The sequence below is a fragment of the Bombella sp. ESL0385 genome (assembly GCF_009725755.1).
In the GTDB taxonomy this organism is placed as follows: Bacteria; Pseudomonadota; Alphaproteobacteria; order Acetobacterales; family Acetobacteraceae; genus Bombella; species Bombella pollinis.
Map to the genome: position 1 here is coordinate 1149201 of NZ_WNIJ01000001.1, position 24157 is coordinate 1173357.

At 53.0% G+C, this 24157-nt stretch carries 24 protein-coding genes and 1 tRNA gene; 9 read left to right on the top strand and 16 right to left on the bottom strand.

What is annotated here, in order from left to right; all coding sequences use genetic code 11:
* Positions 1-5 precede the first annotated feature (5 nt).
* Entirely contained in the window at positions 6-578 is a 573-nt protein-coding gene (locus GM557_RS05310; protein ID WP_196424596.1) for a TlpA disulfide reductase family protein, read from the bottom strand.
* Positions 579-588: 10 nt separating this feature from the next.
* On the opposite strand from GM557_RS05310, the gene argH reads away from it, so the two are divergent.
* Positions 589-2043, top strand: coding sequence for an argininosuccinate lyase (gene argH / locus GM557_RS05315; protein WP_155573259.1), 1455 nt, complete (start codon positions 589-591; stop codon positions 2041-2043).
* Position 2044: 1 nt separating this feature from the next.
* Positions 2045-2203 carry a hypothetical protein gene (locus GM557_RS08850; RefSeq protein WP_196424597.1) on the top strand — a complete coding sequence of 53 codons (159 nt, stop codon included), beginning with the start codon at positions 2045-2047 and terminating at the stop codon, positions 2201-2203.
* A gap of 43 nt (positions 2204-2246) precedes the next feature.
* On the opposite strand, the gene GM557_RS05320 is transcribed toward GM557_RS08850, so the two are convergent.
* The 7 genes from GM557_RS05320 to GM557_RS05350 form a co-directional block, all read right to left on the bottom strand.
* The gene (locus GM557_RS05320) at positions 2247-3035 is read right to left on the bottom strand and encodes an MBL fold metallo-hydrolase (protein ID WP_155573260.1); all 789 of its coding nucleotides are present in this window, start codon (positions 3033-3035) and stop codon (positions 2247-2249) included.
* On the bottom strand, positions 3032-3817 hold the full coding sequence (locus GM557_RS05325; protein ID WP_155573261.1) for a TatD family hydrolase: 786 nt from the start codon (positions 3815-3817) through the stop codon (positions 3032-3034). The genes GM557_RS05320 and GM557_RS05325 overlap by 4 nt, the downstream gene beginning before the upstream one ends.
* A complete protein-coding gene (gene metG / locus GM557_RS05330) occupies positions 3814-5355 on the bottom strand; it encodes a methionine--tRNA ligase (RefSeq protein ID WP_155573262.1) in 1542 nt (513 codons plus the stop codon). Before metG ends, GM557_RS05325 begins: the two co-directional genes overlap by 4 nt.
* 54 nt (positions 5356-5409) lie before the next feature.
* On the bottom strand, positions 5410-6327 hold the full coding sequence (locus tag GM557_RS05335) for a DNA polymerase III subunit delta' (RefSeq protein WP_155573534.1): 918 nt from the start codon (positions 6325-6327) through the stop codon (positions 5410-5412).
* A gap of 2 nt (positions 6328-6329) precedes the next feature.
* Positions 6330-6989 carry a dTMP kinase gene (tmk, locus tag GM557_RS05340; protein WP_155573263.1) on the bottom strand — a complete coding sequence of 220 codons (660 nt, stop codon included), beginning with the start codon at positions 6987-6989 and terminating at the stop codon, positions 6330-6332.
* Positions 6976-8205, bottom strand: a complete 1230-nt coding sequence (locus tag GM557_RS05345) for a D-alanyl-D-alanine carboxypeptidase family protein (RefSeq protein WP_155573535.1) — start codon at positions 8203-8205, stop codon at positions 6976-6978. Before GM557_RS05345 ends, tmk begins: the two co-directional genes overlap by 14 nt.
* Before the next feature lie 102 nt (positions 8206-8307).
* Complete coding sequence (locus GM557_RS05350) at positions 8308-9324, bottom strand: lytic transglycosylase domain-containing protein (protein ID WP_155573264.1); 1017 nt, start codon at positions 9322-9324, stop codon at positions 8308-8310.
* Positions 9325-9448: 124 nt separating this feature from the next.
* Between GM557_RS05350 and GM557_RS05355 the strand changes: the two genes are divergently transcribed.
* Together GM557_RS05355 and GM557_RS05360 are read left to right on the top strand one after the other, a co-directional pair.
* Complete coding sequence (locus GM557_RS05355) at positions 9449-10021, top strand: VTT domain-containing protein (protein ID WP_266137436.1); 573 nt, start codon at positions 9449-9451, stop codon at positions 10019-10021.
* Positions 10018-11085 (top strand): ATP-grasp domain-containing protein, encoded by a 1068-nt coding sequence (locus GM557_RS05360; protein ID WP_155573265.1) that lies wholly within the window; start codon positions 10018-10020, stop codon positions 11083-11085. Before GM557_RS05355 ends, GM557_RS05360 begins: the two co-directional genes overlap by 4 nt.
* 13 nt (positions 11086-11098) lie before the next feature.
* On the opposite strand, the gene GM557_RS05365 is transcribed toward GM557_RS05360, so the two are convergent.
* Positions 11099-11557: an MlaD family protein gene (locus GM557_RS05365; protein WP_155573266.1), complete on the bottom strand. Its 459-nt coding sequence runs from the start codon at positions 11555-11557 to the stop codon at positions 11099-11101.
* 162 nt (positions 11558-11719) lie between these two features.
* On the opposite strand from GM557_RS05365, the gene GM557_RS05370 reads away from it, so the two are divergent.
* The 3 genes from GM557_RS05370 to GM557_RS05380 are packed head-to-tail and all read left to right on the top strand — an operon-like array spanning position 11720 to position 15803.
* Positions 11720-12589 carry an undecaprenyl-diphosphate phosphatase gene (locus tag GM557_RS05370; protein WP_155573267.1) on the top strand — a complete coding sequence of 290 codons (870 nt, stop codon included), beginning with the start codon at positions 11720-11722 and terminating at the stop codon, positions 12587-12589.
* 48 nt (positions 12590-12637) lie between these two features.
* Positions 12638-14209: an APC family permease gene (locus GM557_RS05375; RefSeq protein ID WP_230880603.1), complete on the top strand. Its 1572-nt coding sequence runs from the start codon at positions 12638-12640 to the stop codon at positions 14207-14209.
* A 28-nt stretch (positions 14210-14237) separates the two neighbouring features.
* Entirely contained in the window at positions 14238-15803 is a 1566-nt protein-coding gene (locus tag GM557_RS05380; RefSeq protein ID WP_155573268.1) for an amino acid permease, read from the top strand.
* Here the strand turns inward: GM557_RS05380 and GM557_RS05385 are convergent.
* Positions 15791-16993 (bottom strand): mechanosensitive ion channel family protein, encoded by a 1203-nt coding sequence (locus GM557_RS05385; RefSeq protein WP_155573269.1) that lies wholly within the window; start codon positions 16991-16993, stop codon positions 15791-15793. The two genes, GM557_RS05380 and GM557_RS05385, sit on opposite strands and share 13 nt — an antisense overlap.
* Before the next feature lie 190 nt (positions 16994-17183).
* On the opposite strand from GM557_RS05385, the gene GM557_RS05390 reads away from it, so the two are divergent.
* A tRNA-Met gene (locus GM557_RS05390) sits at positions 17184-17258 on the top strand.
* Between the two features lie 156 nt (positions 17259-17414).
* On the opposite strand, the gene GM557_RS05395 is transcribed toward GM557_RS05390, so the two are convergent.
* Both GM557_RS05395 and prmC read right to left on the bottom strand, forming a co-directional pair.
* Positions 17415-17888: a DUF4167 domain-containing protein gene (locus GM557_RS05395; protein WP_099027112.1), complete on the bottom strand. Its 474-nt coding sequence runs from the start codon at positions 17886-17888 to the stop codon at positions 17415-17417.
* Between the two features lie 179 nt (positions 17889-18067).
* Positions 18068-18907, bottom strand: a complete 840-nt coding sequence (prmC, locus tag GM557_RS05400) for a peptide chain release factor N(5)-glutamine methyltransferase (RefSeq protein ID WP_155573270.1) — start codon at positions 18905-18907, stop codon at positions 18068-18070.
* Positions 18908-18951: 44 nt separating this feature from the next.
* Between prmC and GM557_RS05405 the strand changes: the two genes are divergently transcribed.
* Positions 18952-19440: a hypothetical protein gene (locus GM557_RS05405; RefSeq protein WP_155573271.1), complete on the top strand. Its 489-nt coding sequence runs from the start codon at positions 18952-18954 to the stop codon at positions 19438-19440.
* A gap of 9 nt (positions 19441-19449) precedes the next feature.
* Here GM557_RS05405 and prfA read toward each other — a convergent pair whose 3' ends face one another.
* The 4 genes from prfA to GM557_RS05425 form a co-directional block, all read right to left on the bottom strand.
* Positions 19450-20523, bottom strand: a complete 1074-nt coding sequence (prfA, locus tag GM557_RS05410; RefSeq protein ID WP_155573272.1) for a peptide chain release factor 1 — start codon at positions 20521-20523, stop codon at positions 19450-19452.
* Positions 20520-21770, bottom strand: coding sequence for a histidine--tRNA ligase (hisS, locus tag GM557_RS05415; protein ID WP_155573273.1), 1251 nt, complete (start codon positions 21768-21770; stop codon positions 20520-20522). Before hisS ends, prfA begins: the two co-directional genes overlap by 4 nt.
* Positions 21770-22891 carry a flavodoxin-dependent (E)-4-hydroxy-3-methylbut-2-enyl-diphosphate synthase gene (ispG, locus tag GM557_RS05420; protein WP_155573274.1) on the bottom strand — a complete coding sequence of 374 codons (1122 nt, stop codon included), beginning with the start codon at positions 22889-22891 and terminating at the stop codon, positions 21770-21772. Before ispG ends, hisS begins: the two co-directional genes overlap by 1 nt.
* Before the next feature lie 90 nt (positions 22892-22981).
* Positions 22982-24148, bottom strand: coding sequence for a RodZ domain-containing protein (locus GM557_RS05425; RefSeq protein WP_155573275.1), 1167 nt, complete (start codon positions 24146-24148; stop codon positions 22982-22984).
* Positions 24149-24157 lie beyond the last annotated feature (9 nt).

A 24157-nucleotide genomic window follows, 5' to 3' on the forward strand; every position in this document is an offset into this window, starting at 1 on the left:
GCGCGTCATTCAGTCTCCTGCAATAAATTACGAATTATAGACGCAGCCTGAGCTTCATCCCATGTCACCCCACCATCGGAGATAGCCCGCACCTGACCGCTTGCATCAATGAGCAGCGTCATCGGCAAGCCCGGATCTTTCACCGTTTTGATGAAAGGTTGCACATGCTCACGCTCTGCGACCCATACGGGTAAACCCACAGCATGCAGGCGGGGCAAAGCCGCTGCTACTTGCTCTGCTGACCCACTATCTAACGCTACAGGCACAATGGGAAGATCGGGATGCGCCTTTAACAAAGCTGCAAGCTTAGGCAATTCCTCCCGGCAAGGCAGGCACCATGTCGCCCATAAATGCAGCATATAAGGCTTATTTTCATGCAATGGGAGGGTCGCCTTCTGCCCTGCTACGCCAGTGACAGGAAGCATCACCGGGGCAGAGAGAGCGGGCTCTGGCTCCAATTCTTGCAGATTCTGCAATCCATCAGCCTGCGCGTAATTGTGCCTTACCCCCACAGCCGCTACAGTAAGGAGAGCCAAACAAACGGCACCTACGCGAATCTTCTTTAAGTATCTCATCATATCGGTCCTCATGACGCACCCTAATACCAGCAACGCCTCCCCTGCAAATAAACCAGCCGCTCCCGAAGCTGCCAACCCCCAATGGGGTGGACGTTTTGCCAGTGGCCCCGCCGCGATTATGGAGGAAATCAACGCCTCTATTGGGTTTGATAAAACCCTCTGGCGACAAGATATTCGCGGCTCGCTCGCTCATGCAGCTATGCTGCGCAAGGTTGGCCTACTTACAGCCCAAGAAGAAGCCGAGATTCAGAGCGGCTTAGCAGCCATTGGTAAGGAGATTGAGGAAGGGACATTCCCCTTCTCCCCCGCTTTGGAAGATATTCATATGAATATCGAATCCCGCCTCTCTGAGCGCATTGGTGAGGCTGGTAAACGTCTGCACACCGCCCGCTCTCGCAATGACCAAATCGCAACGGATTTCCGCCTTTGGGTGCGGGATTCCATTGATGGCATCATAGAGCAAACCGAAGCCCTCATGCGGACCCTCGCCCGCCGCGCTTTGGAGTATCACGATACCCCCATGCCGGGCTTTACGCATCTTCAAGTTGCTCAGCCTGTGACCTTTGGGCATCATTTACTCGCCTATGTGGAGATGCTCTCCCGCGATGCCTCTCGCCTGCGTGATGCGCGCCGCCGGATGAATGAGTGCCCCCTTGGCTCTGCCGCGCTTGCGGGGACCTCTTTCCCCATCGACCGCGAGATGACGGCCCAATCCCTAGGGTTTGACCGCCCTACAGCTAACTCTCTTGATGCTGTATCTGACCGTGATTTCGCGTTGGAATATCTCTCCGCCCTCTCCCTAGAGGCGATGCATCTCTCTCGTCTCTCTGAGGAGATTGTACAATGGGCGTCTGCCGCGTTTAATTTTGTGCATCTCTCAGATGCCTTCACAACGGGCTCCTCCATCATGCCGCAAAAGCGTAACCCTGATGCGGCGGAGCTTGTCCGCGCCAAAGTCGGCCGCATTACGGGAGACCTCATCGGCTTACTAACCGTCATGAAGGGCCTGCCCCTCGCTTATGCGAAAGATACGCAAGAGGATAAAGAGCCTGTTTTTGACGCAACAACGGCCATCACCCTCTCCCTCGCCGCGATGGAAGGCATGATTCGGGACCTCAAAGCCAATAAGGCACGCATGAGGGAGCTAGCGGGGGCAGGTTTCTCCACCGCGACAGACCTTGCCGATTGGCTTGTACGCGCACTGCGCCTCCCCTTCCGCACGGCGCATCATGTTACAGGGCGGCTTGTGAGTTTGGCCGAGCAAAAAGGCTGTGACCTTGCCGACCTCTCCTTAGAAGAGATGCAGGCTGTAGAGCCCGGGATTAATGCCTCTCTCTATGAGGTTTTGACGGTTGAATCCTCCCTCGCGTCACGCACGAGCAAGGGCGGGACCGCTCCGCAGAATGTACATGCTCAAGCCACTGCATGGCTAGAACGCCTTAATCATCATAAAGAAGGAGAGTAAGATGCGCTCCATCCGTACGACACTCATCAAACTAAGCCTTCTTGCCCTTGTGGGGGGAAGCATGCTGTTTGGGCTAAATGCTTGCGGTCAATATGATGACCCGCAACCACCCGGCCCCGCTAACAAAGTAACGTACCCGCAGCCTTATCCGCCAGAATAAGGCTAAGACAGTAAACATCATCTAATGCATGGTGCTGCAACATTTAAGGGGACAGCACCATGCCATCCCATGCGGGCCTTACATCCTCTGGCAATAAGCGGCAGAGGGACTCATAATCCATATCCGGCCCCATATGGGTCAGGACTGTATGACGGGGGCGGAGTTGTTCACGCCACTCCAACACGCGCCCTACCCACCCATGAGAGGGATGAGCCTTCCGTTGAAAGCACCCTACCACCCACATGGATAGATTCTGCAAAACCGTGAGGGATTCAGGGGGGAAGCTCTCAACATCAGTGCAATAAGCAAAATCCCCTACCCTAAGGCCGAGGCTCCTCGTCCAACCATGCTTCTGCGGGAAGATATGGCCTGTTAAAGGGCCAAGACTAAAGGGGCCATAATCTGGGACCTCTTGTACGTCAAAAGCCGGGCAATAGAAATTACCGCCCTCCCACGGGCGAAAAGCGTAAGAGAAACGCTGCCGCAATTCACTCAATACCACCTGGCTCGCTAACAGTTGGATGGGACGGCCAATCACACGATTCACCGCCCGTAATTCATCTAGCCCTGCGATATGATCACTATGTGCATGGGTGTAAAAGACTGCATCAATATGTGTCAGCCCATTATGAAGCATTTGCTGGCGGAGGTCTGGCCCGCTATCGACTAACAGACGAAACCCCTCATACTCTATCACAATAGAAGAGCGCAGCCGATAATTCCGCTGATTAGCAGGGTCACACACGCCCCATATCCCCGTAGCAGCTCCTTCAGCACCCCCAATCATCGGGACACCGGCCGAGCCACCACAACCGAGGATTGTCACCTTCATGCAGCACTCTTTGTAAAAAGACGCTGCGTATTAGCCCGCGTCACTGCCGCAAGCTGCTCCATCGTCATCCCACGCTCCTCAGCTAAACGCTGCGCCGTATGCACAACATAACCCGGCGTATTGGGCTTGCCACGCTTAGGCACAGGGGCCAAGAAGGGGCTATCAGTCTCCACCAAAAGCCGATCTTCAGGGGCATGACGCGCGACCTCGCGGATTTCCTCGCATTTTTTAAAGGTCAAAAGACCAGAGAAGCTAAGATACCCCCCCAACGCCAAAGCCGCCTCAGCAAGCTTCGCCCCAGAGGCAAAACAATGGATTAAGAAAGGGAACGCCCCTTTCTCATGCTCATCCCGCAAGATAGCAATCGTATCGTCATCAGCTTGACGCGTATGAATCACCAACGGCAAACCCGTTACCCGCGCGGCCTCGATATGACGGCGAAAAGAGGCTTGTTGCGCAGGCTTCACCGCCTCTGTCCCGTGGAAATAATCCAACCCAGATTCCCCAATCGCCACAACTTGCGGGGCCTCAAGGGCTGTGAGCATCTCATCAAGACTAGGGAGGGCCTCCTCATGGGCATGGTCGGGATGTGTCCCCAACGCACACCACACACGCAGCTCCGGGCTATCATGCGCGGTTAAAGCCAGTTGGCGCGCCCGCTCTGACCAGCGCGTGCCAATCGTAATCATCCCCGCTAACCCATGATGCCGCGCAAACTCCAAAGCGGCTGGCACGTCCTCTAGCCGGTCCAAATGGCAATGAGTATCAATCAGCCCCTTCATGCGCCCTTTTCATCCTCCACAAAGCGCGGGAATAGCCCTTGCGGTTTTGGCAACACCCGCCCGCCGGGGAGGGGTGTTTCCAACGCTTTAAAACAACGCTCAGCCTCCTCAACCCCTAGCTGGTCGAGCATCTTCGCCATCGTATCAGGCATATAAGGTTGGAGCAAAGTCGCCACTGTGCGGATAACATCGACCAACACGCGCAATACATCAGCCATACGGGCGGGGTTTTCCTTCTTCAACACCCAAGGGGCTTGCCTATCAATATACGCATTCGCCTCACGGATGAGTTTCCAAATCTCCTCCAACGCATCACTAATGGCCAAACGCCCGATGTAATCACGCGTCATAGAGGGCAGAAGGCTGGCTTGTGCTAAAATATGCTCATCATCTTCCTGCAATGCGCCACGCTCTGGCAACACACCATCAAGATTACGCGCAATCTGGCTGAGTGTTCTTTGAGCAAGATTGCCGAGGTCATTGGCTAATTCGACATTCATCCGCGTAATGAGCGACCGGCGGCTAAAGTTAGAATCCCCTCCAAAGGGGACTTCCCGCATTAAAAAGAAGCGCAGCTGGTCTAGCCCGAACTCATCAGCAAGGGCTTTGGGGTCCAACACATTACCAAGCGATTTGCTCATTTTCTCGCCTTCAACGGTCCACCATCCATGAGCAAAAACACGCTTAGGCAAGGGCAAACCTGCGGCCATGAGGAAGGCAGGCCAATAAATGCAATGGAAGCGGATAATCTCCTTACCCACCACATGCACATCCGCTGGCCAATGCACATGCCGCGGGTCCTTCATATCAGGATAGCCCACGGCGGTGAGGTAATTCGCCAAAGCATCGAACCACACATACATGACATGGTCCGCATCGCCGGGTACCTCAATGCCCCATTTAAAGCTCGTCCGGCTGATGGAGAGGTCCCGCAGACCCTGCTTTACAAAGCTAATCACTTCTCGCTTTGGCCCATGAGGGCCGATAAAGTCGGGATTCTCCTCATATAACGCCAATAATTTGTCTTGGAAGTCAGACAGGCGGAAGAAGTAAGAGGGCTCCCGCACCCATTCTAGCGGAGCCCCAGAGGGAGCTGTCCGGCTGCCATCGGGATGTTTGGTAATCTCATCCTCGCCCACGAACATCTCATCGCGTGTGGAGTACCACCCCTCATAAGCATCCAAATAGATATGGCCATTTTCCGCCACTTTTTCCCATAATGCTTGGGCGGCCTTTTTATGGCGCGGCTCTGTCGTGCGGATGAACTCATCAGTCTGCACCGCCATATCACGCTGCATCTGACGGAAGCTTTGGGAGATACGATCAGCAAACTCTTGCGGCGGAACAGACTGCGCTTTTGCGCTTTGCTCCACTTTTTGACCATGCTCATCCGTCCCGCTGACAAACAACACCTCTTGGCCATCTAACCGATGGAAACGTGCAATGACATCACACGCAATAGAGGTGTAGGCATGGCCAATATGTGGCGCGCCATTCACATAAAAAATGGGGGTTGTGATGGTAAAACGCCGCGTCATAAGCCGTCCTATCTCGCTTCAAGTCTTTATACTGCCACCTGTTATTGCCAGCCTTTAGGGGGCTAGAGCAAGGGCTTCTCGGAGTGCTTCTGCTTTATCAAGGTTAAAGCGTTCTGTCTGCTGGCGCAGTTGCGCTAGCTGACGAACACGCTCCGCCCGCTCTGCGGCTTGTAGGCTGTTGCCTTCCATCGCCGCATCCCGCGCTTGCGTGGCTAAAGCCTCACTAAACAAATCACAAAAAAGGGCAAAGCCCTCCCCTTCGCGCGCAATCTGCTTAACCCGCTCCCACATCTCAGAATCCATAGCCGTGCCTGCCATCACTTGCTCAACCAAGCCCGCGCATAAGCCATCACGATCTTGTGCCAAAAAGAGCGCACGCCCCGGGGAGCCATGAGCGCGGCGTAACAAATCGGCAGATATATCGGGAATCAAGGCCCGCATGGCCTGCTCATCCAAGCCAGAAAGCGTTAAAGGCCGACAACGGCTCCGCAGCGTAGGCAATAACGCGCCGGGGACTGATGTTGTCAAAAATAACACAGCCTTAGGAGGAGGTTCTTCTAGAATCTTTAACAGCGCATTCGCCGCAAAGCGATTTAAGCTCTCCACCCCATCTACAATCACAACGCGCCACCCGCCCTCTGTAGCGGTATGATGAAGAAACGTCTGTACCGGCTGGACCTCTGCAACCGTAATCTCGCCCTTCAACCGCCCTTTGCGCGGGTCAATCTTACGAGCAATCTCCAACAAATCCCCATGTGTACCAGCGGAGATGCGCCGCCCGGCAGGGCTATTTAGGTCACTCCCCCCCAATAATTTACGCGCAAGATGAAAGGCCAAAGTCGCCTTCCCCACCCCCGCTGGGCCAGAAATCAACCACGCATGATGCAAACGCCCAGACTGCCACGACTCCTCAAACCGTTGTACAGCCGCTTCATGCCCCCATAAACGCGCGGCCTGTCGCGGTTCTGGCAGGCTCACGATGCTCCCCTCTTTTGGGCGAGATATTGGGTCACAACCTCATATAAACGGGCTTGTACCTCTGCCTCTGAAGGCTCTGCATCCACCCGAACAATGCGCTCCAAATCGCACTCAGCCATGGCCTGAAAGCCTTCACGCACGCGCTCATGAAAAGCCGCTTGCTGGCCCTCGTAACGGTCCAGCTTGCCCCCACGTTGTGCGATACGTTTATGAGCGACCTCACAAGGGAGGTCCAACCATAAGGTCAGGTCCGGCTCCCCACCAACAAGCTGACGCAACGCATTGATGAAGGCTAAAACCTCTGGCTTCTTCTGGCCTATCCCATAACCTTGATACGCCCATGTGGAATCGTGGTACCGATCACACACCACAATCTGCCCCTCAGCTAAGGCGGGGTGAATCACTTTGGCGAGATGGTCCACTCTAGCTGCCATATGCGCCATAATCTCGGCCTGCCAGCAAAACTCCGCCTCGCCAAAAAGGAGAAGATTCCGCAAGGCTTCCGCCGCAGGGGTACCACCGGGCTCGCGCGTTTGATAAACGCGCCATCCATCCGCCCGCAAACGCTCACTCAAAAGGTGGGATTGGGTAGTTTTACCCCCGCCTTCTCCACCTTCTAGCGTGATGAAGATACCGGGATGCTTACTCCGGCGCATGGCCAAATCGTGCCATAAGCCGCCCCACAATGCCCAACTCCTCCACAGAATCCACCGTATAAAGCGGTGAATATACACGCGGCTGACCGGGCAACCCAGCCGATACATGGCCGGACTTCTGCCCTACAACAACGGGTGCAGCAATCGGAGATGGATAATCCACGCTAATTTGCACCCTCGAGGACCAGCCGATAGGGATTGTCAAACTAACATCCTCTGCCACGGCAAGGGCCACGCTGCGATGCTCTCCCATCCAAACAGCCGCTTTAGGCTCGACCACCTGCCCACGACTTAGGAACTTAACTGTCTCAAAGCTAGAAAACGCCCAGCTCATCAATCGTTCCCCTTCATGAGCGCGCTCATTGGTAGAAGAAGTCCCGTTAATGACGACAATAATGCGATTCCCATTATGCTCCGAGCTTGCACAGAGACCAAAGCCACCCGCATCCGTATGGCCTGTTTTTAAACCATCGGCTAACCCTTTATCGACAAGAACATTTCTGTTGCCTTGGCGAATATGATTAAAGGTAAACTCCTTCTCCCCAAAGAAGTGATAATAACGCGGGAAGTCAGAGATGAGATGTTGGGCCAGTGCAGCCACATCCCGCGCGCACATATAATGGTCATCCGCAGGCAGGCCGGTCACATTCATAAAATGAGAATTATGCAAGCCGATACGATGGGAGGCTTCATTCATCAAGGTAACAAATCGTTCCTCAGAGCCAGCAATCCCCTCCGCTAAGACCACGCAGGCATCGTTACCCGACTGGATGAGCATGCCGCGGATTAAGTCCTCCACGCTGACAGAACTCCCCAGCGGCACGAACATACGCGAACCTTCCATCCGCCACGCCTTATGGCTAACGGGGAACATCTGCTCCAGCCGAATACGACCAGAGGCGAGAAAGGCAAAAACAACATAAGCCGTCATCATTTTTGTTAAGGATGATGGCGGCATGCGCTCCTCCGCATTGCGGCTGAGCAATACGGTGTTGGTCGTACTATCAAGAATATAAGCCCAACGCGCAGAGGTTGGCATCGGCCCCATAGGGGTTGTGGCATCCCCTGTAGCCGAATCCGAAACACTCGCCGAATGCGCGGCAACGGCTTGTTTTACAGCCGGATTCCCTTGCTCTGACCGCGCGGCCCCTTTAGCGTGCCCCAGCCGTGATAATGCCAGTAAGGAACAGGCCGAAAAACCTGCTACTCCCCCCATAAGAGAACGTCTTGTCTGCACGTCAATCCCCGCGCTATAGGCCCTGCCACAATGGCGAAGCCCTCTTTTTAGAAACCATCATGCCATACCCGATAAAACATCTTAGCGGGTAATGTAATCACCTAAAATCCCAACCGCTAATGCGTAATAATCGGACGGATTATAAGCTCGTATCGCTCGGAAATTACGATAAACAAGGAAGGCTTGTCCACCAGGCCCATCAGGTTGAAGCAAACTCCCCTCAGCTTGCGGGGCTAAAAAACGCGATGACTGCACAGGCCGGACACCTAACGCCACCCATGTCCCCACCGGATGAACGGCAGCGTGACGCGATTTTGTTGCAGCAATTTGTTGGAACTGCCCATGAACTCCCAAGGGGACCGTTACTTCCTCCCCCCATGGCTCCCCACGCTGCCAACCAGACCGGCCTAAATAATGCGCAATAGAGGCAAAAACATCGGCCTCAGAGGTCCAAATATCGCATTTACCATCACCATCACCATCGGCACCATAACGCAGATAAGCACTCGGCATGAATTGCGGTTGCCCCATCGCCCCTGCATAACTCCCCATCATCCGCGCGGGATCTATCGCCCTTTGACCAAGAATATGCAGGGCCTTTAATAATTCACTCCGAAAAAAGGCGGCCCGGCGTCCATCATAAGCGAGTGTGGCAAGGGCGTCGATCACATTAAACCGCCCTTGCGTAGCCCCAAAGCCGGACTCCAAACCCCATATGCCCATAACGCTCGATTCATCACTGCCAAACCGCGCCCCTAATGGGCTGAGTGTGCCTTTAACACGCTGATAAACCTGTCGCCCTTGCTCTATGCGCGATGAGGTAATGACACGCTGACGATACTGCGCCCATGTCATTGTAAACTCAGGTTGATGACGGTCTAAGCGTAAAACCTCCTGATTCGGCTGTGCCGTCAACGCTAACGCTGCCTTCAACACATCAGAGGGGACATCTTCTGCAAGGGCCTGTTGGCGAACTCCCTGCAAAAAGGCCTGATACGAATCCCCACGCGCCCATGCATTCCGTGCGCCCCAGAGCGGCACGCTAGAGGCTACCGTACTGGCCATCATAGTTGCTAAAAGCTTACGTCTACCTAGCATATTAACCATCCCACACTATCCCTTCCTCTATAAAAACCTTATCCCACATCATGCGTTGTAGGAATTGAAGAACAATCTATTTCGTGCCACAACGCGCTCACTTCATAGTTAAGGCCGTTTCTTTGTGATTCGTCTCAATGCTCTTATGGCGTCCCAGCCTCTTTGGTTGAAGGCGTTCTCAATCATCCTTGGTACGTTCATCCTAGAGGATGTTGCAACCGTCTTAGCGGCCACTGCTGCTAAAAATGGCAATATTTCCAGCATAGCCGCTTTATTAAGCCTTTATGTAGGAGTTGTTGTTGGGGATGTTGGATTATACGGCCTTGGCCTTGCTGGGAGCCATTGGCAATTTCTTAGACGTTTTCTCACATTGCCGAGTGAGGAACAGGCCCGCAAATGGTTCTCCCGCAACATCATTGCAGTTGTCGCTATTGCGCGTTTTGTCCCCGGTGTGCGCTTGCCACTTTACACGGCTTGCGGGTTTTTCCGTGCTCCTTTCTGTGCGTTTGCCCTTACAGCCATTGCCGCAACATTAGTATGGACGAGCTTACTCTTTCTTCTCTCCCTACATATTAGCGGGTGGCTTCTCGCCCATAAAACCGGCTGGCGTTGGGCGGGTATTGTAGGATTCGTACTCTGTATTTTCATGATGGGCCGCTTCATCGGTCATCTTCAGCGTAGAAGTCACAAATCATGACCCTTCAGTCCGACCATAATGGTTCCTCCCTCTCTCTATTTGAGTTTTGGCCTGACAAAATCTTCTATACCCCCATTGCACTTTATTGGTTCTTTATGGGGTTACGCTACGGGGATTTAACCATCCCTACCGCGGCTAACCCTCGTATTGAAACAGGCGGGCTGTGTGGGGAGAGTAAAAGCTCCATCTTCGATCTCGCTGGCCCTATCGCCCAAGAGGTCATCGCCCCTTATCGTGTTATCCAAAATGACGCTCAGGCCTTCGAAAAGGTACTCGCTGCTTTGGATTCATTAGAGATTACCTACCCCTTCGTATTGAAGCCTGATATTGGCTGCAACGGAACAGGCGTAAAGCTCATCACCTCTCAAGACATGCTCCAAAATGTCCTGCCCCTGTTCCCTACCGGGGTGGCGTTGATGGTGCAAAAGCTTGTTCCCTATCCATCGGAAGTTGGCGTTTTTTACATTCGGCATCCTCGTGATGAAAAAGGCCATATTACCTCCCTCACCTACAAGGAGTCTCCCATCCTTACTGGTGATGGACATTCAACATTAAAAGACCTTATCCTCAACGACCCACGCATGGGGCAGATTCCTCAATTATATCTTCCTCGTATTAAGGGGCGGGAAAATGAGGTTCTGCCTGTTGGAGAGACGCTCTCACTCCTCTTTGCGGGGAATCATTGCAAAGGGTCCATCTTCCGTAACGGTAAGCAAGACATCACCCCTGCGCTAGAGGAACGAATCTGCGCCATTGTGCAGGATATACCTGATTTCCACTTTGGACGAATTGATCTTAAAGTCCTCTCCCCTGAATCCCTGCGTGAGGGGAAGGACTTCCAGATTATCGAAATTAATGGTGTCGGGTCAGAAGCTATCCATATTTGGGACCGCAGAACGACTCTAGCCGAGGCCTACCTCACCCAGTTCTACCATTATCGGCAGGCCTTCCTCATTGGGGCTGAAAAACGCAAACAAGGGTGGAAAAGCTCAGGCATCCTCGGCACGCTGCGTTCTTGGTTAAAGCAACGCCGCCTCCTCGCCTCTTATCCAACAAACGACTAAGCCACGCGCTTTTTTAAAGCTGCCCCGCACCGAAGATATAATTGCTAATCTGCTGCTCCAAAGAGAGCAGCGGATGCGCGTCCATAATTACAGCCCCAGCAGGTAAAGTCTGGGTCGCCTTACCGGGCATTATCTGCAAGGCATTATCCCCACCCACAGTGGGTGCCCCGATACCAACGGCCGTATCGGACGGTAATTTTAAACGATCCTCCACCACAAAGGACACATCCACAACGGCTGTCTCTGGGTTCAGGGTAATCGCCTTCACCCGGCCAACCGTCACCCCGGCAAGGTCTACATCCGCACCATTGGCTAGACCATTTGCGGAGCTAAAAACAGCATGATAGCCCACCATATGCCGCCCCGGCCCCTTTAGCAGCCCCAGCCCATAGGCCAAGAACGTGCAGGCCGCTATAAGAACACAGCTACTGGCGATAAATGCCCCACCACGCCCTTTAATCATTGCCTGCATAGACACCTCGAAATCTCATCGACCTTCTGTTACCATTATGGCGAAATGAAGGGCTTGATAACATATTACACATTCACGTTATCATGTCCTTTTACACCCTACCAGCGTTGACGCGTATTTTCCCCGCTTCTCCGTAATGAAGCACGACATCATGGTCCTTTTATGACATTATTTCAGGCTGTTATCCTCTCCCTCCTCCAAGGTATTACAGAGCCCTTCCCTGTCAGTAGCTTGGGTCATGCTGTTCTCCTTCCTGCTTTGTTGCATTGGCCATTGGATGAGCATAGCCCACTCTTTCTGCCCTTCTTAACCATGTTACATGTTGGCACACTGGTTGCTCTCGCTCATGTCTTTTGGGCCGATTGGTGGATGATTCTTTCTGGGCTTTTTACGCCGCGTCAAACCCCACAAAAACGCTCTCAAGCAATACATTTATGCCGTTTGCTCGTAGTGGCAACGCTACCAGCGGTGTTCATCGGGGGGATATTTGAGCATTATCTCCGCCATATATTTGCCAGCCCCCTTATGGTAGCGGGTTTTCTTACCCTCAATGGCCTTTTGCTCATCACGACAGAAGCTATGCGCCGCCGTGCTTTACGCCAGACACACTTTAGTAAAAACGATTCACCTAAGCTTGATTCCCTAACCCTAAAAGATGCTCTTTCGATAGGTTTTTGGCAGTGTCTTGCCCTGCTCCCCGGCCTCTCACGCTCTGGCGCAACCATCAATGGTGGTTTAATGCGCGGGCTAGACCATCTTACAGCCACACGTTTCTCCCTCCTCATGGCTCAACCGATTATCCTTGCCGCTACGGCTAAAGAAGCGTGGCAGCTCCGCCATGCTCACCTCTCCACCCCTATCATTGAACAATCCCTCTTAGGGGCCTTCATTGCCGGAATCACGGCGTTTATTTGCTCGCGCTTATTATTGCGCTTCTTTAAGGAGGAGAGCCAACATACCTTAACGGGCTTTGGTCTTTACTGCCTCATTGCCGGTATTGGCAGCGGATTATGGCTCTATATCGCCCCCTAAAAACAGAAAAAAGACATCTCATAATTTACAAATGCGCTCTAAAAGGCCATGAAAGAAATATTCCGGTATCATACCGTTTTCGGAGCGTTATGGATGAATAAAGCCCGCCGCAAAACTCTTTCCCAAATCCAAGCCACAGGCAAGCAACACAACCTCAAGCGCAGCCTTGGGGCAACGCAGCTCCTCCTCTTAGGGGTTGGTACGGCTATCGGGGCGGGGGTTTATGTCATCACCGGGACAGCCGCGGCGGAATATGCTGGCCCTTCTGTCTTACTCTCCTTTCTCATCGCTGCAGCGGCCTGCCTTTTTGCTGCACTTTGTTACGGAGAGTTAGCCTCTACCTTCCCCGTATCTGGCTCAGCTTATTCTTACGCTTATCTCTCCATGGGGGAGAGGATGGCATGGGTTATCGGCTGGCTCCTCTTGTTGGAATATGGCGTTGCTGGCACGGCTGTTGCCGCTGGTTTTTCGGGGTATCTTACCTCGTTGTTGGAAAACTTTAACATCCATCTCCCCGCCATTATTACCCAAACGACCTTTCAATCTATTCCTCATTCCACCAGTGGGCTTTTATCATTTCACCATAGCATCAACCTACCGGGGCTGCTTGTGATGCTCTTTATCAGCCTCATTCTCATACGCGGGATTGAAGCTGTCGCACGGTTTAATACGACTTTTGTGTGCATCAAAATCGCTGTTCTTGCCCTCTTTGTGGCGATTGGTGTGTTTTATATAAGCCCTGCCAACTGGCATCCCTTTATTCCCCCCTCACAAGGGAACTTCCATTTCGGCATTGCGGGGATTTTTCGGGCAGCGTCTATCATCTTCTTTGCTTATGGCGGATTTGAGACCGTCTCCACCGCTGCGGCAGAAGCCCGCAACCCAACGCGTGATGTCCCTATCGGCATCATTGGTAGCCTTGTAATTTGCACCATCGTTTATGTAACCGTTGCCGCTGTCCTTTTAGGGGTAGCCCCTTACCATCTTCTTGATAGAGCTGACCCTTTAGCGGTTGCCACAATGCTCATCCATAAGCCATGGCTTGCTTTGCTCATCAATGCAGGGGCAACCATCGGCCTTTTCTCGGTCCTAATTGGGCTGCTTTATGCAATCTCCCGCATGGTCCATGCCATTAGTCATGATGGTTTATTGCCACGCGTCTTCAGCATCATTCATCCCCAGTTTAAGACCCCATGGCTCGCCACAATTCTGCTCGGCCTCCTCATGGGAGTGATGAGTGCAACCATGCCTATCGCCCTCCTAGGAGACCTCCTTTGCATTGGGACGACCCTAGCCTTTGCCATGGTCTGCTTTACCGTTATCTGGCAACGTAATCAGGACCCCAAGGCGCATCGTCCCTTCCAAGTGCCACTGGGGGCTATCTATATTCGTGGTATTTGGTTGGGCATTACCCCTTTGTTAGGGATTTTCTTCTGCCTTTGTATGCTCATACCCCTTGAGTTGAACATTATACGCTCCACACTCAACGGAAATCTCATCCCATTGCTCTTTTTCATCATCTATGCCGCTCTTGGGGTATGCACTTATCTCTTTTATGGGCGACATAACTCGACTATGAACCAGAAATCTCCCCATCACCCTCATAATCATCACTCCTAACGCCATTACTGGATAGCCTCTCACTCTTATGCCTAAACACTCTCGTCACTCCGCTAAGAAACGTCGTGATCCACGGCGGAAAACGATGGATCAAATCACGGCGGAAAATGATTCCATGACGCTTAAACGCAGCCTAACGGCCACCCAATTACTGCTAATGGGAGTGGGGACGACCGTTGGGGCAGGTGTTTATGTCATGACGGGTACTGCCGCGGCAGAATATGCAGGTCCGGCCGTCCTGCTCTCCTTCCTTATTGCCGCAGCATCCTGCTTATTTACGGCCTTTTGTTATGGGGAACTTGCTTCAACCTTTCCCGTAGCAGGCTCCTCCTACTCTTATGCTTATATCGCTATGGGAGAGCGCACGGCATGGAACATTAGCTGGCTCATGCTGTTGGAATATGGCATCTCTTGCACGGCAGTGGCGGCTGGGCTTTCGGGCTATCTAAACTCCCTATTAGGCATCTTCCACATCCATCTCCCGCAATGGTTAACTCATACCAGCCTACAGCCTGTCCCCGGCTCTGAAGGGACTGCCCTAACAGCGGGATGGCGGCTCGATCTTATTGGGTTTCTCTCCGTAATTTTGGTGACGGCCTTATTAGCCCGTGGGGTGGAGGAATCGGCACGCTTTAACTCCCTCATCGTAGCGTTAAAGATTGGCGTGTTATTTCTCTTTCTCATTATCGGCGTGGGCTATATTACCCCTGCCAACTGGGTCCCTTTTATCCCGCCTGCTCAAGCGAATTTCCATTTTGGCGTGGCAGGGATTTTCCGTGCCGCCTCAATTATCTTCTTTGCCTATGGCGGGTTTGAGGCCGTCTCCACCGCCTCCTCCGAAGCCCGCAATCCAACGCGAGATATTCCTATCGGGATTATCGGTAGCTTGCTTATCTGCACCGTTATCTATGTCGCGGTAGCAGCTGTTCTATTAGGGATTGTCCCTTACGCTAAGCTTGATGTTGCAGACCCCCTCGCCGTGGCCACGCAAATTATGGGCAAGCCATGGCTTGCGCTGTTAGTCAATGGTGGGGCAACCATTGGCCTTGCCTCTGTGCTGCTAGGTTTAATGTATGGGCAATCGCGCATCCTGCTAACCACTGGGCGCGATGGATTAATCCCCTCCGTCTTTAGCGAGATACATCCCCGTTATCGTACCCCTGCGCGTGGAACCTTCATTATGGGCGGGATTATTGCCCTTATGACGGCGACCCTCCCTATTGACATTATCAGCGACCTCGTTTCCCTCGGTACGGCCCTTGCCTTTGCCATGGTCTGCTTTACCGTCATTTGGCAACGTAATTACGCACCTGAAACTAAACGCCCTTTCCGCGTGCCTTTAGGGGGAATCCGCATTCGCGGTTTTTGGATTGGTGTTACACCCCTTCTCGGAATTATCTTCTGCCTTGTGATGATTCTACCGCTGCTCTTTAATATGGTGCATGCCCTATTGGGAGGAAACCCCGTGCCTGTCCTTCTCTTGGTCGGCTATTTCCTCATCGGGGTACTAACATATCGTTTTTATGGATTTCACAACTCCCTCATGGCCCCATCGCGCCCTCACGAGCAAGGGACATCATCTCACCCGGAGTGAGCCCCACTCTCCGGCCCCCTATAGCTGCCCGGCGGGGGGCAGTGTATAGGGGGTGAGAGCAATGTATCGGGGTCTGTTATGTCCAGCTTCGCCCCTGTCTCGGGCGAGACAAATGCCACACGCCGCCGCGGCAGAGCTTGAGGGAAATGCTCCCGAATATGGGCAATAGCCTTCTCCCGAATATCGCAGCGTAAATCCCAGCTCTGCATCGCATTGCGCGCACTCGCAATGATACGCACTGACATAGCTTGGTCTGTACAGTCGGACACTTGGGCATCAAACACCTTGCCATCCCATAAAGGGCAGCCCCGTACGATTTCCCGCAACACATCGCGGATTTCATCCATTGGGGCATCATAATCCAACCAAAGAAACACAACCCCCGTAATCGCTGCGGAATTATGAGTCCAATTCTCAAAACGATTTTCAAGAAAATAAGAGATAGGCACAATATGACGCCGCCAATCCCAGACGCGCAGCACCACATAGGTGGCTGTTATCTCCTCCACCCAGCACCAATCCCCATTAATCACCACCAAATCTTCCATACGGATAGGCTGGGTAATGGCAATTTGTACCCCAGCGATAAGATTCGTCAGTAAGCCACGGGCTGATAAACCGACAATCAAAGACGCTGCACCAGCAGAGGCAAAAAGAGACACCCCATATTGCTTCACCGAAGGAAAGAGCATTAACGCTGAAGCAACCGTGATAAGGCCAATTAGGATCTCCCCCAGCCGCCGCAATACTTTAATTTGCGTCTGATGGGCACGCGCCATGATGTCATCTGCATAATCTAGCCGCTCCAGACGGTTAAGATACGCCTCTGACATTAAGCGAAATGTAGTGATGAGGGAGAAGCCAAATACCAAAATCAACACAAAGAATAGGAAAAGGCGAAGGTCTTGCTCTTGATCGTAAGAAAAACCTGTCGCTGCGGGTAAGGCGGCGAGGAGCGCAAATACCGTCACCATCACCTGCATAGGCCGCCGCAATGCACTCACCGTATTGCGAATCATCGCCCCGCTACGCGTACCCGGAATACGCAAAATGAGCGCACTAGCCCCATAACCTAAATAAAAGGCCGCCAACCCCACAATCAGCAACATAAGGATAGATACGATGGCCGGTGGTAACCAAGACAACGCATTGCTGAAGGTGAACAAGACATCTGTAAAATGCTGAGACAAAAAGGCCGCCCCCATTCTCTTATGGCTAATATGGCTGAACGTTCACGAGGGAGAAAAATAACAGCCACATCTCTGAAAGAACATAGAAAAGAATAAAAAACGCAAACTCTATTCCTCTAGAGTGTTGACTCACCCAGCCGCTTGCCATAAAAGCACACCCATCGTAAGCACAGGCTTATGAAGACATGATGGCGGCGTAGCTCAGTGGTAGAGCAGGGGAATCATAATCCCTTGGTCGGCGGTTCAAATCCGTCCGCCGCTACCATCTTCTTCCTATAAAATGATGTGGCGTTCTTCGATATGCGTGCTTTAGCGCAAGCGCGTTATATTGCTTGGCGTTTTGCACCACTTCTCTTTATAAAAAAAAGCAGATTGACCTAAGGCCAATCTGCTTCCTCTATCTCCCCCTTACGAGAGATAATCAATCTTCATCATCCTGAGGCTCAGCGTCCTCCTCATGACGTTCAGCACGTCTCCGCCGTTCTGTCGGGCGGCGTTCGCTGCTGCTCGCTACAGGGGCAGAATCATCTTCATCCTGCTCTCTACGCTCCCGTGCATCGCGGCGTTCTTGCCGTGCTTGCTCATAATTGCGCTGCCGCTCGGCACGTTCTTGCTGAGCAGCTTGTGCGGCTTGATTCATCGCATTCAAAACGCGGAAATAATGCTCCGCGTGTTGGAAATAGGCCTCCGCCTGCACACGATCGCCTGTCCCAGTTGCATCGCGCCCTAGCTGAAGATATTTCTCAAAAAGCTGCTGAGCTGTGCCACGAATACGCAAATCCGGCCCGTGACTCTCAAACACATGGTTCCGGTTCAGAGGAATCTGACCATTATTGCCGCGGGACGTTCCCCCGCCCCCGCCTGCACGATGATGACGGTTCCTCATTCGCTTCATATTCTCAAACCCGCAATCTTTTCAAAATGGTACATTAAAGTCGCCAATTTGTTGCTTCTTCTTATTACGCTTGGGAAGAAACACCAGAACAAAGAGGCAAGGGCTATCGCTGCCCGCATCACCTCTCTCTTTAACAAAGCGCAATCTATCAGGCCTTAGCGCATAAGCCAACCGCTTTCCTACGAAAAGGTAAGAACCAACGCACGCTCTATCCCTCCAAGGTCTTTCCGGCACGCTACTCGCTTTAACCCCTCGGCCTCTGCTAATAGGGTTACGGCCTCGGCTTGGCCTATCCCTAACTCTAAAATTGCACAGCCATCTTCTGCCAATAAATGCGGCAGGCTTTTGCATAAAGCACGATAGGCGATTAACCCATCATCACCGCCATCTAAAGCACGATGTGGCTCATATTGCCGGACCTCCGGCATGAGCTGTGCCATGACCTCATGCTCAATATATGGCGGGTTAGAGAGCACCACATCAAAAGGCCCTTTCACTGCCTCTGCCCAGCAGCCTGCAATAAAATCGGCTCGCTCTGCTAAGTGATTCCGCCGCGCATTATGCTGGGCTAATTGCGCAGCTTGGGGCGCAATATCCACCCCCAATCCCCACGCTTGCGGATACTCACTAAGAGCAGCCAGAAGCAAACAACCCGTCCCTGTCCCTATATCCAGAATCGAGCGTACAGACTCACGCTCTGGCTTATGCGCCAATAACGCCTCAATTAGGCTCTCACTATCCCCGCGTGGGATGAGCGTCTCTGGTGAGACGGAGACATCCAACGTCCAAAAGCCCTGCTCCCCCGTGATGAAGGCCATAGGCTCCCGCGCACATCGCCGCTCCAGCGCGGTGGAAAAACGATCCACAAGCGCAGCCTCAATCTCCGTAAGGTGCATAAGCTCCAGCGGCGTACATTCACACGCCCAGCAAAGTAATAAACGTGCCTCAGAGCTAGCATCTTCAATCCCTGCGAGAGAAAGCCTCTCCACGGCGTGCCGTAAAAGGTCTATTTTACGCATAACATCATCTCCGGCGGCTCACCTGTCTCTTTTGGGAGGATAACATGACCATACGCCCGTACCTTCGCTCCGTACTCTTATCCTCTTTAGGCGGTTTCATCCTCACCGCCTCGGCATGGAGTGCCACAACACCCCCCATGCCCGATGGCCCAACGGGAGGGAGTTTTACCGTCCATGATGGCCGCGCCTCGGATGAATTATCCGAAGAATCACGCCTTTATGTAAATGGACAGCTTGCAGCGACCTTCCATCTCGACCTCGCCCATGCTGATGATTCCGCTATTATTCCATTACCTTTAGGCCGGACGGACCTGCCTTACAGCCTGTGCGGTACAATCACCATTATGCGTGATGGCCATGCTGTAACGCGCTCAGTAAGTGGGGAAGGTATCCTCCATAACCCCGATGGGCATTATTACGAAGCCATCGGCACAGAAGAATTTAAAGATTTCTTCTTAATGGATGAGGATGACCCCACCGCCGCTGAGCATCGCAATGGCCCTTCTTCCCGCTGTATTACCTCCAACAGCTAATCGCGACCATTAAGGCTGGCCAATTTCCTCCGCCAAAAGGGCCATCTGCTCATGATGGGTGAGCGCATTGACAATCTCACCAAACTCCCCGCTCATCACCTGAGCAATCTTATAAAGGGTTAGATTAATGCGGTGGTCCGTCACGCGCCCTTGGGGGAAATTATAGGTCCGAATCCGCTCCGAGCGATCCCCCGTCCCCACTTGGGACTTACGATCTGCCGCGCGGTTCTCATGGGCTTTTTGGCGTTCTGCCTCATAAAGACGAGCGCGCAAAATCTGCATTGCCTTGGCCTTATTGCGGTGCTGGCTCTTTTCCTCCTGCATCGCTACGACAACACCCGTGGGTAAATGTGTGATACGGACAGCACTTTCAGTCTTATTCACATGCTGTCCCCCTGCACCGGAGGCACGATACACATCAATCCGTAAATCTTCCTCATTTACCTCCACATCCACTTCTTCCGCCTCTGGCAGAACAGCGACTGTAACGGTGGAGGTATGTATCCGGCCTTGGCTCTCTGTCGCAGGGACACGTTGAACCCGATGCACACCAGATTCATACTTAAACCGTGCAAACACGCCGCGCCCTGTGATGGTCGCCATCCCCTCCTTCATGCCAGAAAGTTCACTCTCTGTGAGGGACATGACCTCAAAACGCCAGCCGTTATTTTCAGCAAAACGGCGATAAGCCTCAAATAATTCTGCAGCGAAAAGAGCCGCCTCATCCCCACCAGCAGCGGGTCGAACCTCTAAAATCGCGCTACGCTCATCAGCATCATCACGAGGGAGCAGTGCAAGCTGCATCGCCTGCTCCAAAGCGGGCATTTCCGCCTCGACCTCTTCTAGCTCTTGCTGAGCAAGCTCTTTCATCTCCGGATCTTGCAAAAGGCTTTGCGCCTCTTTGAGACGTTTCTGCCCCTCTTGCCATGCCCGAATCGCCGCAACAGGCTCCTCCATCGCCGCATAATCACGCGATAGACGGGAGAAAGCCTCTCCCTCCACCTCACCAGAGGCCATGAGAGCCTGCAATTCCTCAAAACGAGCAATAATCAGCTCTAGCTTATGCTCAATCGCCGTGCTCATGAGTTCCGAGCGCGCTCCAAAGCCTCAACAAGCTGCCCAATGGGGACTTCCTCTTGCTCCCGTGTGGCCAGATGACGCAACTGCACCACATCACGAGCGAGGTCATCATCACCGAGGAAAAGAACATGAGATGCCCCGGATTGCACAACGCGATCCATCCGCTTCTTCATATTCCCCCGCGTCTCTATCGCAAGGGAGAAACCATGGTCACGCAATGTGCGGGCAAGAGACGCCGCCTTAAGCAAGGCTGTATCTCCCATAGGGAGAATCGCAACATCGCTCACCTCCTCCGCAGGGGGGGCAATTAATGCCGCAAGACGCTCAATCCCCGCAGCCCAACCGATACACGGCACGGCAGGGCCGCCCATCTCCTCCACTAATCCTTCATAACGACCACCAGCCAACACCGTCCCTTGTGCGCCCAATTTATCCGTGACGAACTCAAAGACTGTATGGCTGTAATAATCCAACCCACGCACAATGCGGGGATTCTCCACAAACGCGACGCCAAAAGCCGCTAAGGCCGCCTTCAACTCCTGCCAGAAATGACGAGAATCCTCATTAAGGAAATCATCAAACGCAGGGGCATCCGCTAAGAGGGCTTTATCCTGCTCGGCCTTACTATCCAAAATGCGCAAAGGATTCAGCGCAAGCCGTGCCCGACTCTCTTCCGAGAGACGCTCTTCATGCTGGCGAAAATAAGCGACCAACGCCTCCCGCCATGCCATACGGCTCGCTTTATCGCCCAGCGTATTTAGCTCCAACGTGAGGTCATCACCCAAGCCAAGCGAGACCAGAAAATCCCGCGCCATGGCGATAATCTCTGCATCTCGAAAAGCACTCTCCGCCCCAATCAGCTCCGCCCCAATTTGATGAAACTGGCGAAAACGGCCTTTTTGTGGACGCTCATAACGGAACATCGGTCCCGTATAGAAAATCTTCTGCGGGAGGGCTTGCGTCAACGCATTGGAGACTAACGCCCGTGCAACCCCCGCTGTTCCTTCTGGACGTAAGGTGAGGCTCTCACCACCGCGATCCTCAAATGTGTACATCTCCTTAGAGACAACATCCGAGCTTTCCCCTAAGGAACGCGCAAAAACGGCCGTATCCTCAAAAATAGGCGTTGCCCATTGGCGAAAACCATAGCGGTGGAAGATTGTCTGCCCAGCGTCAATCACCCGCTGATGGCGGCGCATATCCTCGCCTAAAAGGTCCTTTGTCCCGCGCGGGGGTTGCAAACGTGCCATTAATGTGCGGCCTTCTCAGCTGTACCGGCCTCTATAGCCTCCACGCGTGCTTCTACCAGCTGAACAATATGCTCAATCATATTTTCAGCGGGCATTGTATGATCCTGCTTACCCGCCGCATAGACCATATGGCGACCAGAGCCACCGCCTGTTACCCCAATGTCGGTCATCAAAGCTTCACCCGGACCATTAACCACACAGCCAATGATGGAGAGTGTCAACGGTGTTTTAATATGCTGCAACCGGTCCTCTAACGTCTGGACGGTTTCCACCACATTAAAGCCCTGCCGCGCACAAGAGGGGCATGAAATAATCTTCACCCCACGATGACGCAGACCAAGGGATTTGAGAATATCCCACCCAACCAGCACTTCTTCCTCTGGAGGGGCAGATAGTGAGACACGCATCGTATCACCCACGCCAGCCCAAAGGAGATTGCCAAGCCCTAGTGCGGATTTCACCGTCCCCGCACGTTTAGACCCGGCCTCTGTAATGCCAATATGAAGCGGATGGTCACAACAAGCAGCAAGCTGCTTATAGGCTTCCACCGCCATAAAGACATCCGAAGCCTTCACGCTGATTTTAAACTCATGAAAATCATGATCCTGAAGAATCTTCGCATGCTCTAACGCACTTTCGACAAGAGCTTCCGGCTTTGGCTCACCATATTTCTCCAATAGGTGACGCTCCAAAGAGCCAGCATTGACCCCAATACGAATGGAGCAGCCATGATCACGCGCTGCCTTTACAACCTCGCGCACACGCTCCGCACTGCCGATATTCCCCGGATTAATCCGCAAACAAGCGGCCCCGGCCTCAGCAGCCTCAATAGCCCGTTTATAGTGGAAATGGATATCCGCAACGATGGGGGTGTTGACCTCCTCCACAATGGTTTTTAAGGCCTCCGTACTCCCCACATCAGGACAAGATACACGCACAATATCCACGCCAGCTAATTCAGCTTTGCGTATTTGAGCAATTGTACCTTCAATATCTGTGGTGAGTGTGTTCGTCATAGTTTGCACCGAGACAGGTGCATCACCACCAACGGCAACATCACCAACATAGATCTTCCGTGATTTACGGCGTTCAATATGCTGATAAGGACGTAAACTGCTCATTAAAACCTCTCCGGGTTACTTCTCTTATAACCCATGATGAACCAACCTGCTCCCACATACAGAGCAAGCATAATAGTATGGCGGCGTTTATCAGTGCGCAGCCGCTGCAGGGGACGCTCCCGTTAATGGAGAGCCATAGCCATAATGACCCTGCGTGATGGCGGTAGCATCCACAGTTAGATTACGCACCACGCGCCCACGCTGCCCTAAAGGTGCGCTTACAACATTCCCTGTCTGAAAAACAACACCCCCTGCATTACCACAGGTGATGTGATAGCTCGCCCCAGCCGTGCCTTGCCATGTTTCACCCGGCTTCAGAACCTTCGCGAAAAGGACCTTCCCCGTTGAATCACTTACCTGCACCCAACTATCCTCACGCGCCACAATGCTTACAGCATCTTCCACGGACTGAGCAGGCTGAAACGGCTGAACAACCGGCTTTTGTGCAGGTGTTGCCGCAACAGGTGGGGCCGCAGTTGAGGGGACATCCACCGGCTTTTGCTCCGCTGGCCCCTGCGTTGGAGACGTTGTTTGAACAGATGTAACAGGCCCATTAGCGACAGCCTGTCCTTCTTTATCAAAAGAGCTGCTTCCCTCCGTGGAGGATGGTAGAGCCTCCGGTGCTGGTGGTATGTCAGGCGTATCTTTGGCCGACTCATCTACCTTCTGCGCGCCTTCCTGCGGTGAGGTCGCTCCTACTGGGGGAGATACTGTAGCAAGCTGCTGAGATTGTGTCTCTGAAGTGGATGTGACAGTCGCAACGGCCTTTTTCTCCACTGCTTGAGGGGCATTAGCCTCGCTTGTCATATGCGCAGGCAAAATGGACGAGCCTAACTCCCCATGGGAATAGAAATGATACCACCCCACATAACCACCGGCGATAACGATCAACCCAACGCCCAGTAGGAGCCACAAACCCGCAGAGCGTCCCTCTTGCGGGCCGGGAAGGTCTAGCTGCATTGTGTGTCGTTTTGGCACAAGGGAGGCAAGCTCTCGCTCGGCTTGCTCCATAACATTTGCAACATCAAGACCAAGGAAGTGAGCATAGCTTTTGATGAAACCAAACGCATAGACCTTATCGGGCAAATCCGCATAACGCTCGCTCTCAATCGCCTGAAGAGTCGCATGTCGCATTTTAAGATACGACTCAACCTGCTCTAAGCTCCAGCCTAGCTCTACGCGCCGCTTCCGCAAGCGGGCACCAAGCGTCACAGATGCCTGCCCGGCCATATCATGCCTTTTATTTGCTTCTGTCATGGTACCCTC